Origin of the sequence: Hydrocoleum sp. CS-953 (genome assembly GCF_002260545.1) — a bacterium.
GTDB lineage: Bacteria > Cyanobacteriota > Cyanobacteriia > Cyanobacteriales > Microcoleaceae > Trichodesmium.
In genome coordinates this window covers 1-16459 of record NZ_LGSU01001497.1, presented here as the reverse complement: position 1 = coordinate 16459, position 16459 = coordinate 1, and the positions used below count along the sequence as shown (strand labels likewise).

Sequence of the window (16459 nt, the reverse complement as noted above, 5' to 3'; positions counted from 1 at the left end):
GATAAAAGGTTACTAAAAATTATGAAGGACAAATTATGGAATCAGCTTATGTTTTCTGTCTAATTATTGGTGGAGCATTTGTGGCACTTTCGGCATTTGCTGGTCTAGATGGCGTAGATTTTGACCAAGACTTTGAGCCAGACTTAGAAATTATTGACCAAAAAAATAAAGAAGATAATACCTCAATATATCATCGGCCTCGTCGGCGGTTATGGTTACCATTTTTAAGCTTAAAATTCTGGACTTTTGGCAGTTGCTTTTTTGGCTTAACTGGAATTTTGTTATCCAATATTTCTACCAATCTTTCACCTACTATAATTGCCATTATTTCTATCATTGTTGGTATTTTATGTGGGACAATTATGGCTTATATATTATATACCTTAAAAAATCGTCCCGCTAATAGCCTGGTGCGTAGTGATGATTTGCTTGGTCTTTCGGGAATAGTCGAAATTCCTTTTGATAAAAATAGTAAAGGTAAAATCCAAGTAAATGTTAAAGAGTCTATGGTAGCATTTACTGCTTTTAGTGAAGAAAATAAGGACTTTACTAGGGGAGAAAAAGTGTTTATAGTGGGAGTAGAAAATAATAGAGCATGGGTAGTATCAGAAGATTGGATGGCTAGGTCATCTGAGAATAAATCTTAGGATTTTTTACTGAGGAATAAATCAGGATGAAAAATCAAATTTTAATGCTAGCCTATATTTCAGTGGCTGTGGGAATATTTGGCGGGATGTTAATAGTATTGTTATTGTCGATTTTTCGTCAACGACAAGTTATAAATAGTTTAGTTAGTCCTCAAGATTTTTTGGGTTTACCTTGNGGTCATCTGAGAATAAATCTTAGGATTTTTTACTGAGGAATAAATCAGGATGAAAAATCAAATTTTAATGCTAGCCTATATTTCAGTGGCTGTGGGAATATTTGGCGGGATGTTAATAGTATTGTTATTGTCGATTTTTCGTCAACGACAAGTTATAAATAGTTTAGTTAGTCCTCAAGATTTTTTGGGTTTACCTTGCATTGTAGAAATTCCATTTGATACTAATAGTAGGGGTAAAGTTAGTCTAAGTATTAAGGGGTCTAATCTTCAGCTAATTGCCCGCACAGAAGAATCTAAAGAATTTACTAAGGGAGAAAAAGTATTTATTGTGGGCACTGAAAATAATCAGGTGTGGGTAGTTTCCCCATCATTTTTTCATAACCAGGAATAATATTATGTTCTGTAAAACACTTAATAATAGTATAGCAATCCTCCGCATATTCGTGGCAAAAATCTTACTGCTTTTTAGGGAACTCTTAACAGGCCGGAGTTTCAAGTTTTTTATCTACTTTTTAATTTATCACGACCTATTTAGGATTACTATAGCTCTCGTAGTTGACCTTTAGCACCAGAGGTATATTTGGACTAAGTTAAAAATAAACAGTCAAAAGTATTGATGAATTGTGAGACTTCTATTAAGTTGATTTTTTTGATCAAAAAGAATAGAAAACGATCGTTGATATATTGTCTGTGTGGTAATTTATTTTAATTTCATTTGATCCAGAAATCTATTAATTAATTGCACACTTTGTAATGAGGAAATTTAGCTAATGAAAAGTCAATTTGTTGAGCCAGGAAAAACCGAAATAACTACAGTAGAAATTGCCCAAGATCCTAGAGTTTTAGAAACTAACCAAACTAATAACTTATTAATAAAAGAAGTTAATACAGGTTTGCCCATGGCTCTATCTATATTTGGAGTCATAATACTCATCTGGTTTATCAATACATTCATACAAATTTGTAAACCTAATGAAATTCTAATTTTATCCGGTCGTAAACGGCGGACAAAAGAAGGGCAAACAGTTGGTTATCGGGTAATCTTTGGTGGTAGAGCAATTCCCATTCCAATTCTGGAAACAACTAAAATAATGGACTTGCGAACAATGCCAGTTCCTGTGGAAGTCCGTAATGCTTACTCCAAAGGAGGTACCCCACTAAATATTCAAGCGATCGCTAATATTAAAGTTTCTAACGACCCCAAAGTGGTAGGCAATGCCATAGAAAGATTTCTAGACCGCGATCGCTCAGAAATTACCCGTGTTGCCAGAGAAACCCTAGAAGGAAACCTGCGGGGAGTTGTCGCCACCCTCACCCCAGAACAACTTAATGAAGACCGCCTGCAATTTGCCGAACGAATTGCCGAAGACGTGAGTCGTGACTTAGCTAAATTAGGTCTGCAACTAGACATCCTCAAAATTCAAAGCGTTTCTGATGATGTAGACTACCTAAATTCCATCGGTCGCAAACAAATTGCCATGATCCGCCGAGATGCCGAAATTGCTGAGTCTAACGCTAAAGCAGAAGCAGAGCAAACAGAAGCAGACTCTAAACGAGAGTCAGAAATTGCCAAAACTCAGGCAGCTACATTAATAGTTCAGAAAGAAAACGAACTTCGCAAAATCAAAGCTGAATTGGAACAGCAAGCGCGTTCAGAAGAAGAACGAACTATAGCAGCAGGGAAAGAAGCTAGGGCCAGAGCNGATCCGCCGAGATGCCGAAATTGCTGAGTCTAACGCTAAAGCAGAAGCAGAGCAAACAGAAGCAGACTCTAAACGAGAGTCAGAAATTGCCAAAACTCAGGCAGCTACATTAATAGTTCAGAAAGAAAACGAACTTCGCAAAATCAAAGCTGAATTGGAACAGCAAGCGCGTTCAGAAGAAGAACGAACTATAGCAGCAGGGAAAGAAGCTAGGGCCAGAGCAGAACAATTATTGCAAACAGTCCGTGCCGACTTAGAAAGGTTACGTCTCGAAGCAGACGAAGTATTACCAGCAGAAGCACAACGGGAAGCAAGAGAATTAGTCGCTAGGGGAAATGCTGCTTCACTCTCAGAAAATGCTCAAGCTGAAGCCTTGGTTAACGATATGCTATCCTTAGTTTGGCAGGAAACTGGTAAGGATGCTGCCGAGTTATTCTACTTACAGCAAATTAGTATGATTTTGCGCGAGTCTGCTAAAATTCCAGGACAAGTTAAGCTGGAAAATGTTAAAGTTATTGATAGTGGGGATGGTAAGTCCATCGCTAGCTTGGTAAATGCTTATCCAGAAATCTTCCGTCAGTTCCTCAAGAATGTTAATCAAACCCTTGGCGTTGATGTCACAGGTAACTTCAGCAGTCAAAATGGCAAGAAAGTTGAATTTCTGGAGGCTCAAAAATAAGGCAATGGATAATTGATAAGTAGGTAGGTGAAAAAATTTACCGAATAATTAAGGTTTAAAGCCTCTCACTCGCCTTGGAGAAACAATGAATTTATTTTCCTTTTATTCAATCCAATCTGTTTTAGGGAGAGGTAATTATCAATTATCCATTATCCATTATCCATTATCCATTATTGAAAAGTATGTCATTGCGACTGGAACGGAGTGGAAGCAAGCAATCTCAAGGGTTTTAGCTGCTTTAATATTTCGTTATATAGTGACGTTTTTTATTCCTTCCTACCTACTTAATTAGACATCTCCAGAAAAGAGGAAACAGGAAACAGGAAGAAATAATAGATAATTTATGGATGAGAATTGATTAAATTTTTAATTTTTGGAGATGTCTATTAGAGATAGTTTTCATTATCCATTATCAATTATCGGCGTTGGTAAATTAGTGTATTATATTAATCTTAATTACTTAGGAGTCAGCAGTCAGGAGTCAGGAGGGAAGAAAGAAGAACTAAAGAAGAGTAGAAGGAGAAAGTTTTTTGGTTGCCTCAACAAGATGGGAAGTTCTATCGCGCTCTTATCCGGACATGGTATCATACCTCAAATTACCAACGCCCAATTATCAATTATCAATTATCCATTAATGAAGGAGTAAAAAAAACATGGAAATAGTATTAGCATTACTAGGAGTTTTCGGTCTAGGAACGGGTGCGGGTGTATTTGTAATTCGCAACCTTTATTACATTTGTCAACCAAGTGAAGTCCTAATTTTTGCAGGCGGTCGTCACCGTGTTGGAGACACCAAGAAAAAAGTTGGGTATCGCCTTGTTAAAGGAGGTAGTAGCGTTCGCGTTCCCCTATTAGAACAAGCTTTTCGCATGGACTTGAGTAATATGATTATTGAACTCAAGGTTAATAATGCTTATTCTAAAGGTGGTATTCCCCTGACGGTGGAAAGTGTGGCAAATATCAAAATTGCTGGTGAGGAACCTACTATTCATAATGCAATTGAGCGGTTACTAGGAAAAACTCGCCAGGAAATTGAAAAGTTAGCTCAGGAAACTTTAGAGGGAAATTTGCGTGGTGTGTTAGCTTCTCTAACACCGGAACAGGTGAATGAGGATAAAATTGCTTTTGCGAAAAACTTACTAGAAGAAGCAGAAGACGACTTGGAAAAATTAGGTTTGGTATTAGATACTCTGCAAATTCAGAATATTTCCGATGAAGTGGGATATCTTGATTCTATCGGTCGTAAGCAACAAGCGGAACTTGTACGAGATTCTCGCATTGCTGAAGCTAAAACTCAGGCAGAATCAATCATACGCGCTGCAGAAAACCATAAGAATACTTCTCTCAAACAGATAGAAACTGAGATTGCTATGGCTCGCGCAGAGGCAGAAAGGCGGATTAAAGATGCGATGACGAAACGGCAAGCTGTTGTAGCTGAAGCAGAAGCAGATATTGGCTCGGAAGTAGCACGGACTCAGGCTGAGGNACAGAAGGAACGGATCAAACAGGTTGAACAACAGTTACAGGCGGATGTGGTTGCTCCTGCGGAAGCCCAATGTAAGCGGGCGATCGCTCAGGCGAAGGGAGATGCTGCTGCTATTGTGGAACCAGGAAAAGCACAAGCTGAAGGTATTCGCAAATTGGCGGAGTCTTGGAAAGCTGCTGGTGAAAATGCGCGGGAGGTTTTTCTGTATCAGAAATTGGAGGAGTTGTTGAAGATTATGGTCTCCACTGTGCCAGAGGTAGAGATGGATAATGTGACTGTGATTAATTCTCAAGGTGGAAGCAATGCTACAAAAATGGCTGCTTTCTTTGAGGAGTTAAAGCAAACTGCTGGTATTGATGTCGCTGCTACCCTGGAAAGTCTGACAGCAGGAACTGATAAACCTGAAGTCAGGAGTCGCAAGTCAGAAGTTAAATAAGCAGTCAGCGTAGTAGGATACTCTGCATAGTAGGGACGTTGCATGCAACGTCCCTACAGGGAACAAAATTCTCCCACTACGGTGTCTTATAACAAAAATAATTACAATGCACCACCACCAGTTTTTGTTTGTAGTATAGCTCTCAGCCCCAGAAATTTCTATGCTTCTTGCTCAAGCCCAACTACGAGTTTTAATTATCACTATTCAAAAAGTACCTAGTTTTCCGCTCTTTATGCTCCAAAAAAAATTACTCCCCTACTTCCCTACTCCCCTACTTCCCTACTCCCCTACTCCCCTACTCCCCTACTCCCGATCTTTGGAGAAACTCTTCAGCCGCAACTTTATCTAAAGGCTTTGCTAAAAAATATCCTTGGGCAAATTCACATCCTAGAGCTTTTAGTTGTTGTAGTTGAGTTTCTGTTTCGACTCCTTCTGCTACAACATTCATGTTCAGACTATGAGCAAGTGCAATAATCATCTTGACCATTTCTAAACCACCTAAGTTACTCTCCATCCGCGTCACGAACGATCGGTCAATTTTTAAAGTGTCAATGGGAAATTCATGGAGGCGACTGAGTGAGGAGTAACCTGTACCAAAGTCATCAATACAAATATTAATTCCTAAATCTTTCAATTCTTGTAGCACCTGAATCTGAGCTTCAGAATTTTCTAAAAGACAACTTTCAGTAATTTCCAGTTTCAGACTACTTCCGGGTAACTGAGTAGCATCTAGAATAGCTTGAATATTCTCCAATAAATCACTTTGCTTGAGCTGGATAGTTGAGAAATTAATATTTAGCAGTAGGGATTGCTGTTGAGGGAATTTATTTCGCCAATCTTGTAGCTGACGACAAGCTTCTTGAAACACCCACCATCCCAAAGGAGTAATCAACCCAGTTTCCTCCGCAACAGGAATAAACTTACTTGGAGAGATGCTTCCATCAGGAGTAAACCAGCGAATCAATGCTTCAAACCCACTCAAATAACCTGTAGTCACTTCAATAATTGGTTGATAATACAGAGAAAAATCTTCCCGCTCAATTGCTTGTCGAAGTTTATTTTCCAGTTGTAATCGTTCCATCGCACTTGCTTGGATAGTCGGATCAAAAATCACATACTGATTTTGGCCTTTAGCTTTGGCACAATACATGGCAGCATCAGCATCTCGGAGTAACTCGTCTGCTTTCTGATATTGTCTAGTGCTGAGAGCAATTCCAATACTAGCTCCGAGATGAATTTCATATTCATTGAGTAAGAAGGCTTGGTTGAACTTTTGCTGAATCCTTTTGGTTATCGAGATCACTTCATGGATATTATTGAGTTCTTCGAGTAGAATCACAAATTCATCTCCACCAAAACGAGCAACTGTGTCTGAACCTCGAACAGAAACTTTTAATCGTTCTGCAACTGCTGCCAGAAGACTGTCTCCCACAGAGTGCCCCAAACTGTCATTGACAACTTTGAAGCGGTCTAAGTCGATAAACAAAACAGCATATAAATAGTCAGGGTAGCGTTCAGCATAGGAAATATTATGTTGTAATAAATTATCTAATAAGATTCGATTCGGTAATCCTGTAAGAGCATCATGAACTGCATCGTATTCGAGTTGAGCATACATTTTTTCAATTTGTTCTTGCTTCTTTCGCATCTTTTGAACAAACTGTAAAGTTTTTCTGATCGTGGTTTCTAAGTCTTGAAAATCAATGGGTTTGGTTAGGAAGTCAAATGCTCCTCGATTCATTGCAGTTCTAATATTAGTCAGATCGCCGTATGCAGAAAGTACAACTGCTTTAATGTTGTCATCAATATCGGATAGCTCACCTAGTAGAGTTAAACCATCCATTTCTGGCATATTAATATCAGTCAGCACAACATCAATATGGCCTTCCTGCTTGAGTTTATTCAAGGCTTCTATCCCATTTTGTACAAAAACAAAATCAAATTCCTTGGCTCGAATATTTTTCCGGAAGCGCTGTTTGATTAGGCGTTGAAGCTCAATTTCATCATCAACGACTAGGATTTTGGCTATTTGGGCTTTTTGTTCTTCAGGGGTTGCTGATTGAGAAAGAATATTATTCATCTAACATATTAGATATAACTATATATTACTATAAATTAAATTGCCAAAAATGTTATTACACTAACATTAGTAAAAAAAAGTAAGCGATCGCTTACTTAATACTTTTCGGCTCTCTTTTCTAGGAGCTTANACTATATATTACTATAAATTAAATTACCAAAAATGTTATTACACTAACATTAGTAAAAAAAAGTAAGCGATCGCTTACTTAATACACAATCCTGATTCTGATTCTATATAAAGAATTTAAAATTAAATTCATCCAGGGATAGAATTTGACTTTTAGTCAAGTTAATTCTGTGATTATATATCTTAACTTGATTTCTCAGTTTATCTAAAATTTGTCTATATAAATATCTACGGTTGAATACTTATATCATATCTGTTGGTATCGTTTGTGTAAAAAATGGAGAAATATCTACCTTATCTTAGAGTTTTTCTTTCTTTTAAAACTTCTTCCTTCTTTCCTAGATAACTAAAGCCTTCTTCCTTCTTTATTAGTGAAAAATTAAGGTTTAAAGTCTCTCCTTTCAGGGAGAAAAAAATTTCCTCTGAACCAATCCTCTTCTTTTTAAGAAGAGGTAATTATTAATTATTAATTGTTATATCATGTCCGCTGCTATGGTCGCGTCGTGTAAAAGTTGGGGAAATATTTACCTTATGTAAGTTTTTCCTTTTCTTCTTTCTTCTTCCTTCTTTCTTCTCTCCTAGATAACTCAAGCCTTCTTCCTTACCGAATAATTAAGGTTTAAAGCCTCTTCTTTAAAGGAGAAACAATGAATTTATTTTCCTTTTATTCAATCCTCTTCCTTTTAGGGAGAGGTAATTATCNTAAGGTTTAAAGCCTCTTCTTTAAAGGAGAAACAATGAATTTATTTTCCTTTTATTCAATCCTCTTCCTTTTAGGGAGAGGTAATTATCAATTATCCATTATCAATTATCAATTATTGAACTTCTCTATACAATACCGATGCTACCGGACATGATATTACAAATAAAGAATTATTGAACTTCCCTATACAATACTGATGCTACCGGACATGATATTACAAATAAAGAATTATTGCTCTGCTGATTAAATATCACAGAATTTACAGATAAAGGTTTTAGTATTTTTAGGTCTGGAAAAAGTACCTAGTTCTCAGCTCTTTATGCTCAACAAGTTAGTATTTTGGGCAAGAGATTACCCCAAAAATTATATCAAATCTGCTTGCCTCGGAGTAACAAGAAACCGGGTTTGTGGGAGGTCAATGGTAGGGACGTATCGCTGCGCGACATGAAACGCATTTTTGTTATGCAACGTCCCTACAAGGGCATTTGAGACAAACCCGGTTTCTCTGCTTTTTTATACCAATACTACCGGATTTGATATTACTCCCCTACTCCTTAAAAAGGACTTTTTCAGAAAACCCTAATTAGGTAGTCTCACAATCACTTCCGTAAACTCACCCAATTCACTATTAATATTTATACTTCCTTGATGCTGCTTGACAATAATATCGTGGGTCAGTGATAGGCCCAATCCTGTCCCTTCTCCCGGTGGTTTAGTCGTAAAGAACGGGTCTAATATTTTGGACTTCATAGCTGGTTCAATCCCACAGCCATTATCACGAATTCGTATTTCCACTTCCTCTGATCTCAGATGGGTAGAAACCCATAGGGTAGGAGTATAGTCAATTTTCCCTACAGGAGAATTAGCTCTAAGTTGATTTTGCTTCGAGCGCATGGCATGAAAGGAATTGTCCATCAAGTTGAGCAATGCACGGATGAAACTGCTAGGAATCACTTTAACTAAGTCCAAATTGTCAGCATAGTTAGTGCGAATGGAGGGGTTAAAAGACTTCTCCTGCTGTTGTTTACTGTGAGAGACTAGCTTTATAGCTTGGTCTAGCAAGTCATGGAGATGGGTAGACTGAGGGATAGATTCCTTATACTCTACACGAGTATGTTGCATCATAGTTTCGATAATCTGTGTAGCCCGAACGCTATGATGGGAGATCGTTGTCGCATTTTCCTGCAAATCATCAATTATAGATTGGGTCAATTCTAAAGTTTCTGGATCTAGAGTGGAAATTACAGGTTCGAGGGTATCCAATAGTTCTTGAGAAAGTTCGATGGAACCTTCAGCATAGTTTTTGACAAAGTTGAGAGGGTTGCGTAGTTCATGGGCGACACCTGCGGTGAGAGTCCCTAGAGAAGCCAATTTTTCCTGGGCAATAATGCGTTGTTGGGCTGCTTTAAGTNATTGGGTCAATTCTAAAGTTTCTGGATCTAGAGTGGAAATTACAGGTTCGAGGGTATCCAATAGTTCTTGAGAAAGTTCGATGGAACCTTCAGCATAGTTTTTGACAAAGTTGAGAGGGTTGCGTAGTTCATGGGCGACACCTGCGGTGAGAGTCCCTAGAGAAGCCAATTTTTCCTGGGCAATAATGCGTTGTTGGGCTGCTTTAAGTTCGGTAGTGCGCTCTTCAACTTTTTGCTCCAATGTCTGGGAATAATTACCTAATTCCTGGTTTGCTTGCTCTAATTTCCGATTGACTTTGGCTAATTCTAGCAATAATTTTTCCCGCTCTGCTTCGATATTTTTCCGATCGCTAACATCCATCACTACACCATCCCAGATAATTGAGCCATCTGCTTGTTTAATAGGATGGGCTACTGCTTGAATCCATTTCACTATTCCTGACGGTGTTACAATACGAAATTCTAGGTTGAACTGTTGCAGTGTCTGGTGAAGGTCAGCAACCATTCCATCAATTAGTAGGCTATCTTCAGGATGTTCAAAGTCTCGGAAACTATATTTGCCAGCCATCATTTCTTCAGCAGATACCTCATATATATCCAGACAACCAGAGCTTGCATAAGGAACTGTCGTCGATCCATCAGGTGCAATTAAGAGTTGATAGAGCATCCCTGGAATGTTGGCAGCTAGATAGCGAAAGCGAGTTTCACTAGCCTGTAATTTGCTCAAGGAAACTTCTAACTGCTGGGCATAGGATTGGGATTGCTTATACAGCCGGGCTTTTTCAAGGGAAATGGCAGCTTGGGTACAGAGGAATTTGAGAATTAGCAGGCGATCGCTCGTAAAGACACCACTGGCTNATTAAGAGTTGATAGAGCATCCCTGGAATGTTGGCAGCTAGATAGCGAAAGCGAGTTTCACTAGCCTGTAATTTGCTCAAGGAAACTTCTAACTGCTGGGCATAGGATTGGGATTGCTTATACAGCCGGGCTTTTTCAAGGGAAATGGCAGCTTGGGTACAGAGGAATTTGAGAATTAGCAGGCGATCGCTCGTAAAGACACCACTGGCTAATTTATTTTGCAAATACAGAATTCCAATTAATTTTTGTTGATTCAGCAGTGGCAAACACAGAATACTCTGGGGAAATTCTTGGCTCAGATACTCATCAATGACTGGTAAATCTGTTTTCCGAGCGTCAATCATTACTATCTCTTGGGTATTTTTGACATAGTAAATCAGGTTAACGGGTAGGTTAGGGTTGCCTTCTAAAGACTGTGTACAAACTTCAGTCGTTTTCAGTGTGGTAATGGCTTCAACCTGCCAGTTTCCTTCAGGGTCAGGGAGGATTAAGGCACAGCGATCGCCTCCTGAGTTTTGTAGAATAATTTGAGTTAGTTGCTGCAGAAGTTCATCAAGTTGAATGATGCTCGAAATACTCTGAGAGGCTTTGAGAATAGTTGCTAAATCTAGGGTTGTATTGAGGTTGTTGTTTGAAGTGGATTTGTCTGTAATGGAAGTCAGGAGCGAAAGCGAGGAATCGCTAGCAAGCTCGGCTAAAGTTTCTAGAGAATTGCTTGGGTTTACCTGGTGTAGAATAGGCTGTAGCAAATGGGGGTAGCGCTGTTCTAAGTCATCAGTTTTAGCTTTAGCGCCCCACTTGACATAGCTATAATAGGCTTCTTGCAGGTAGCTAGCAGCGATTTTTTCTTTGCCTAAATCTAGATAAAACTTCCCAGCAAGTTCGTTAGCCAGGGCTTCTTCTTGAAGGTATTTATTTTCTTTAGCTCCAAAAATGGCACGATCGTAAAAATCCCCAGCTTGATAATTCTGTCCTAAGATGCGACTTTTTTCGGCTTCCACCAGATCGACCTTATGTTGATGATTCATCGGTGCATGATGTGCCCAATTTTTCATCTTTTCTTGATTGGCAGCAACCCGCTGTAAAATACTTTCCCTTTCCTCTGCACCAACCTTAGTCTCCTTATATAAGGCAAGGTGTGTTAGAGAATCATAAAAATAAAAAATCGGTATTACAGCTATACCTGTCTGTCCTTCTGAATATTTTTCAAATTCTGCTGCATTTCTGAGAGCCAGATCGAATTCTCCAAATAAATAACAGAGGATTAGTTTATTAAAATACAAGTAACTTATCGCTGTAATATCGTTGGAGTTATGATGGTGTAATAGCTTTTGCTCCTCATCATAAACCTCACCCTTTAAATAGCACCGACTTTTAGATTCATTCTGTAAATTTAGTACAGACTGCCAAAAAATAGCGATATAATTTAAACTTGTTTCTTGCTTGATTTTCTGGAGTGCATAATAGTATTTCTCTATATCTGCTCTCACTTCATCAAGATTATTTCCCACCAAAAAGACACCATAACAATAAATTAAAGCTGCATAGCCAGCAAATTCTAAATCTCCCGTTTCTATTCCATTGGTATAAGATTCTTGAAGGGGCTTTAAAATTGCTCTCAATGGTTCTTTCCAATGGATAACGCAAGAATAAGCCACATTAAATACTTTAGATTTAAGTTGATTGATATTTAGTTTTGATAAAACAGACAAACCCAGTTTTCCAAATTGATAACCTGTCTCAATATCTCCCACAATTCCACACATAATTAACCCGTAATTTGTATAAGCAACTGCTGATTCGGGGGAATTACCATATTCAACAGAAATAATAACTTGTTTACATACCACCAGAGGCAGTAGGTTGGGAGCAACAATATAAACAGGGATAAATATATTCGAGAGAATTTGCATCGCAGCTAATTTTTCTGGTGCAGTCATCGCTGGTAAATTGATTAATTGATCGATTTCTATACCGTTCAACTTTGGGGTAATTTCCTGGAAACCTTCCTGAATGTCATCTGGTGTCACGGGAGTCGGGAAATTCACCCCTAACTGATCTAAAACGACAAGCCCGAGATTGGTCGCTTCTTTGAGTTGGTTTTGGGCTGAGTAAGCTTTGATTTTGACTTCATAAACTTTGATGCGGTCTAGAATGTTAGCAGTATGAACATCTAATACTTTCGCCAGTTGCTCCATTTCCTCGAAGTCACCATTCAGATAAGCTCCCTCGATTTCTGACTCGTATAAGGCTAAAGTAAGAGAGTAATGAGAGTTCCAGGAATCTTGAGGTAAGAGCGTTCGACCGATACTGAAATATTCAACTGCTGCCCGATAAGCTGTTGAGGCTAAAGCTTTACCTCCTGCTGTCAGATTTAACTGAGCCAGGCGCTCGCGTTCGCTCTGAGTAGTTAGCAAGTCTACTCCATAATTCAACTGATTCACAATTGCAAAAATCTTTTCGTCCTGCACCTCCTCTGGAGTATTTTCCAGTAACAACCGTCCGATTTTCAGATGAGTGGTTTGTTTCTGCTCGTCATTGGGAATCAGAGAATATGTCGCTTGCTGCATTCGGTCATGGAGAAATCGATAATGGAGCATCTGTGAATCTGACTCTAACTTCTGCTCTTCCCCACCCACATAGAACTTGTATATTTGACTCTGAGGCAAAACTAAACCTTGTTGCAGTGCTGATCACAAAGCTGTTGCCGTTTCGATATCCGATCGCTCAGAAACAATGGCTAACGTTTCCAAATCAAATTGGTTGCCAATGCAAGCAGCTAGTTTGAGAATCTCTTGGGTGGATATGGGTAATTTTTGTAACTGCAAGGCCATAAATTCCACTACATCATCCGTCAGAGCAGCATCCTGAACTCGCACGATATCACACTGCCAATGGCCAGCTTGCCTATCAAACTCAATCAGCCCATCTTCATGTAAAGCCTTGAGAAACTGGGTGGCAAAAAATGGATTTCCCTGAGTCTTCTGATCAACTAACTCCGTGATAGGTTGGGCGAATTTCTCCCCACAATGGAGTGTATCAGCTACCAGATGATTGAGGCTATTTTGAGTTAAGGGTTCTAGGGTAATGGTATTCAGAATTGCCCCGTCTTTAGTCAGCCCATCTAAGGCTAACATCAAGGGATGGGTGGGTGAGACTTCGTTGTCTCGGTAAGCTCCAATTAATAACAGATAGCCTGTTTCTACATCCGTCATTAACAAATTCATCAAGTTCAGGGAAGCCGAATCTACCCATTGTAAGTCATCTAAAAATATAACTAACGGATGCTCTGGCGTTGAAAAGACTTGAGCGAATTTCTGGAAGAGTAAATTAAACCTATTTTTGGCAGCAGTACCGGATAGCTCAACAGCAGGAGGTTGCGCTCCAATAATCTGCTGTAGTTCGGGAATAACATCAATGATGACCTGCCCACTTTCCCCAAGGGCAGTCATAATTTTAGACTTCCAACTTTGGAGTTCAGTATCGCTTTCACTCAGCAGTTGTCTCATTAAATCTCGAAAAGCTTCCACGAACGCAGAGAAAGGAATGTTACGATTGAATTGGTAAAATTTTCCTTTGATAAAGTAGCCTCGTTTTTCGACAATGGGTTTATGCACCTCATTCACGACTGCGGTTTTGCCGATACCTGAGAAACCAGCCACTAAAATAAGTTGGCTTCTGGAAGTTCCCTTGTCACCCTTCCTAGCTACCTGTTCAAAAGTATCCAGTAACCTTTCGACTTCCCCTTCCCGTCCGTAGAGCTTTTCAGGAATCAAGAAGCGATCGCATACATCCCGCTCCCCAAGTTCAAAGGGGATAATTGTTTCTGTCTCTTCCCACTGCTGCAAACATCGCTCCAAGTCATATTTCAGCCCCAACGCACTCTGATAACGTTCTTCCGCATTCTTGGCCATCAACTTAATTACGATTGCCTGCAACGCCTCTGGTACTTTCCTCTGCCACCTATCTACTGGAAACTTTACCTTCTCGACCAGATGAGAATGCAGCAACTCCATCGGGTCTCTGGTGGCAAAGGGCAATTGTCCAGTCAGCAGTTGAAAACAGGTGACACCCAGAGAATAAAAATCGGTACGGTAGTCAATACCCCGGTTCATCCGTCCTCTTTGTTCCGGGGACATATAGGCCAGGGTTCCTTCTAGGACATTGGGGTTGATGAGTTGTTGCTGTTCTTTGGGCAGTAAGCTAGAGATACTGAAGTCTAGGAGTTGAACTTGAAGGGTTTGGGGATGAATCAGGATATTACTCGGCTTAATATCTTTGTGGATGATGCGTTGTTGAGTCAGATAGTGAAGTGCCTCAGCCAGTTGAATGGCTATGTTGAAAAAATTGATGAGGTTTTGGTCAGAGTTAGGCCAATACTTGGAGAGGGCGATCGCTCCTTCATCGGGCATTACCAGGGCATAACCGTTGCCGTAGCGTTCTAAAGCTAGAGGCCGAAGAATTGAGGGATGTTCTAAGTGGCTAGTAATAACGTATTGGTTGCGGAAGCACACTAGGTCATTGAAGTGGGGAAAGGGATTCCGCAGAACTTTGATGACTACTCGACTGTTATCGCTCTCCCGGATCGAGCGATATACTAAGGTACGTTTTCCGGCATATATTTGGTTTGTCTCTTGATAACCAGGCAAGTTAAGCATCATTACCTGAAAAATTCCGAAAATATTACCTTTTTAATTTTACCTCATTTTCACCTCAACTTAAAAAAAATTAACTTAATAGTTTAGTAGTGGACTGACACAGGTAATGACTGTGCATGAGGGAATTAGACTCTGTAGGGGCGGGTTTCACAGTAGGGACGTTGCATAAGGGCGTCCGTACAAGGAGTTTTCACAGATTGTTAAATAAACCCGCCCCCAATGGTATAACCCAACGTTCTGGGGGCGGGTTTATCTAAATCAGGACTTACGCATAACCAGCATATCTTGTAGATGCGAACGACTGTTCACCCCTACAGGTGGTGTATAATTTCATTTTTTCGTAAGTCCTGGTTATCAGTTTTTTGGTAACACAAGCATCCTGCTTGTTACAGCCTGGAAGGCTGTGTTACCCTTAAAACTCTAGTAGACCTCTCCGATAATCAAAAATCAAATCAATTATCGTACAGAAATAATCTATTCTTCCCCCTACTCCCTACTCCCTACTCCCTACTCCCTCTTTTCCACCAGAGGTCTAGTATATACAAGACAACATTGTATCAATTGCTGTTTGAAAAGCAACTGCAGCTTTTGCACTCATGTCACGAGGGACACAAACCCTATTTCTGAGAAAAGCTAGAGCGATCGCTCCAATGGCAGCATCAGCAGTAACTTTCTCCTTGACTTCATTTTGTTGTTCAGTTTTAGGATCGACTGAGCGAGCGGAAAATGGAAGACTTCCCTCAATTAAATAATACACCAAACGTCTTGACATACTCCCGACGTTGCCCTTACGGGAAAACGCGGGCTTCTTCAGTCTGGGAAACCCTGACCGCTATTTAGACAGAGGTGATGTCCTCCCCCTGTGTTGAAATTTATAATAACAAAATCTTTCTACCTTGTCAAAGGCTTATAAACGTTTAGCTTATGAAGGTATCCGAATCCTGGCCCTGGCTTTCATCCCGACGCTCCCCTGCGGGAGAGCGCGGGACTTCCCGCCAGGGAAGTTAACAAGGAAAATTACAATGGGTTACTTCTCTAGATTTTCAAAGCTTAAAAATCCTTATCCAAAACCACTAATTGTTATATTACTTGGTTTAACAGTTGCTTTTTTAAACACAGGTTGTATTGGAAATTCTCAATCTGATTCTAATAAATCGTCAAGCAACAATCTTAATTCGCCAGTTGATCCCGCAGAAAACTCACAGCAACAACTGAGCAGTTTAAGTATCGTCATGATTCCGTCCCAAAATTCGGAGGAGCAAAAGGAGAAGCGCGAACTTTTTGCTGATTATCTCGAAGAAAAATTAGGATTGCCCGTTAACATTCAAATTCCTGAAAACTATGACACAGCAATTGATTTAATTGCAGAGGGAAAAGTGCAAATGGCTTATTTAGGACCATTTTCCTATGTTAAAGCTAAACAACGGAATTCCAAGCTTGAACCTATCGTTGCCTATATTGATAGAAGAACGGGACGACCTTCGTATACCAG

The 16459-nt window shown here is 39.6% G+C and carries 11 protein-coding genes and 2 pseudogenes; 7 read left to right on the top strand and 6 right to left on the bottom strand.

Annotated elements, in window-relative coordinates; all coding sequences use genetic code 11:
* Positions 1 to 35 precede the first annotated feature (35 nt).
* From AFK68_RS33945 to AFK68_RS33915, 5 genes and pseudogenes are all read left to right on the top strand, one after another.
* Positions 36 to 647: a DUF1449 family protein gene (locus AFK68_RS33945; RefSeq protein WP_094678799.1), complete on the top strand. Its 612-nt coding sequence runs from the start codon at positions 36 to 38 to the stop codon at positions 645 to 647.
* Positions 648 to 872: 225 nt separating this feature from the next.
* Positions 873 to 1214: a hypothetical protein gene (locus AFK68_RS33935; RefSeq protein WP_094678795.1), complete on the top strand. Its 342-nt coding sequence runs from the start codon at positions 873 to 875 to the stop codon at positions 1212 to 1214.
* Between the two features lie 379 nt (positions 1215 to 1593).
* Positions 1594 to 2525 (top strand): annotated as a pseudogene (locus AFK68_RS33930) (flotillin family protein); the annotation flags it as partial.
* Positions 2526 to 3584: 1059 nt separating this feature from the next.
* Positions 3585 to 3851: a hypothetical protein gene (locus AFK68_RS33920; RefSeq protein ID WP_094678792.1), complete on the top strand. Its 267-nt coding sequence runs from the start codon at positions 3585 to 3587 to the stop codon at positions 3849 to 3851.
* Positions 3852 to 3858: 7 nt separating this feature from the next.
* Positions 3859 to 4690: pseudogene (locus AFK68_RS33915) on the top strand (flotillin family protein); the annotation flags it as partial.
* Between the two features lie 732 nt (positions 4691 to 5422).
* Here the strand turns inward: AFK68_RS33915 and AFK68_RS33910 are convergent.
* Complete coding sequence (locus tag AFK68_RS33910; RefSeq protein WP_094678790.1) at positions 5423 to 7207, bottom strand: bifunctional diguanylate cyclase/phosphodiesterase; 1785 nt, start codon at positions 7205 to 7207, stop codon at positions 5423 to 5425.
* An 866-nt stretch (positions 7208 to 8073) separates the two neighbouring features.
* On the opposite strand from AFK68_RS33910, the gene AFK68_RS47595 reads away from it, so the two are divergent.
* Positions 8074 to 8193 carry a DUF4896 domain-containing protein gene (locus AFK68_RS47595; protein ID WP_371357608.1) on the top strand — a complete coding sequence of 40 codons (120 nt, stop codon included), beginning with the start codon at positions 8074 to 8076 and terminating at the stop codon, positions 8191 to 8193.
* 425 nt (positions 8194 to 8618) lie between these two features.
* Here AFK68_RS47595 and AFK68_RS47590 read toward each other — a convergent pair whose 3' ends face one another.
* The 5 genes from AFK68_RS47590 to AFK68_RS33890 all read right to left on the bottom strand — a co-directional run bounded on the left by AFK68_RS47590 (position 8619) and on the right by AFK68_RS33890 (position 15739).
* Positions 8619 to 9410: a sensor histidine kinase gene (locus AFK68_RS47590; RefSeq protein WP_371357694.1), complete on the bottom strand. Its 792-nt coding sequence runs from the start codon at positions 9408 to 9410 to the stop codon at positions 8619 to 8621.
* Between the two features lie 41 nt (positions 9411 to 9451).
* Positions 9452 to 10118 (bottom strand): PAS domain-containing protein (locus tag AFK68_RS47585; protein WP_371357693.1); only part of this gene is annotated, 667 nt, incomplete at its 3' end.
* Positions 10119 to 10309: 191 nt separating this feature from the next.
* A partial coding sequence (locus AFK68_RS47580; protein WP_371357691.1) for a GAF domain-containing protein occupies positions 10310 to 11337 on the bottom strand: 1028 nt, incomplete at its 3' end.
* A gap of 1665 nt (positions 11338 to 13002) precedes the next feature.
* Positions 13003 to 14970 carry an AAA family ATPase gene (locus tag AFK68_RS33895; RefSeq protein ID WP_094678784.1) on the bottom strand — a complete coding sequence of 656 codons (1968 nt, stop codon included), beginning with the start codon at positions 14968 to 14970 and terminating at the stop codon, positions 13003 to 13005.
* A gap of 529 nt (positions 14971 to 15499) precedes the next feature.
* Entirely contained in the window at positions 15500 to 15739 is a 240-nt protein-coding gene (locus AFK68_RS33890) for a hypothetical protein (RefSeq protein ID WP_143438398.1), read from the bottom strand.
* Between the two features lie 250 nt (positions 15740 to 15989).
* Here AFK68_RS33890 and AFK68_RS33885 point away from each other — a divergent pair.
* The coding region (locus AFK68_RS33885; RefSeq protein ID WP_143438595.1) for a PhnD/SsuA/transferrin family substrate-binding protein at positions 15990 to 16459 on the top strand (470 nt) is incomplete at its 3' end.

What these genes read in the sequence shown, in the direction of transcription:
- AFK68_RS33945 (WP_094678799.1), top strand. Translation starts at nt 36, where the DNA reads ATGGAATCAGCTTATGTTTTCTGTCTAATTATTGGTGGAGCATTTGTG.
- AFK68_RS33935 (WP_094678795.1), top strand. Translation starts at nt 873, where the DNA reads ATGAAAAATCAAATTTTAATGCTAGCCTATATTTCAGTGGCTGTGGGA.
- AFK68_RS33920 (WP_094678792.1), top strand. Translation starts at nt 3,585, where the DNA reads ATGTCTATTAGAGATAGTTTTCATTATCCATTATCAATTATCGGCGTT.
- AFK68_RS33910 (WP_094678790.1), bottom strand. Translation starts at nt 7,207, where the DNA reads ATGAATAATATTCTTTCTCAATCAGCAACCCCTGAAGAACAAAAAGCC.
- AFK68_RS47595 (WP_371357608.1), top strand. Translation starts at nt 8,074, where the DNA reads ATGAATTTATTTTCCTTTTATTCAATCCTCTTCCTTTTAGGGAGAGGT.
- AFK68_RS33895 (WP_094678784.1), bottom strand. Translation starts at nt 14,970, where the DNA reads ATGATGCTTAACTTGCCTGGTTATCAAGAGACAAACCAAATATATGCC.
- AFK68_RS33890 (WP_143438398.1), bottom strand. Translation starts at nt 15,739, where the DNA reads ATGTCAAGACGTTTGGTGTATTATTTAATTGAGGGAAGTCTTCCATTT.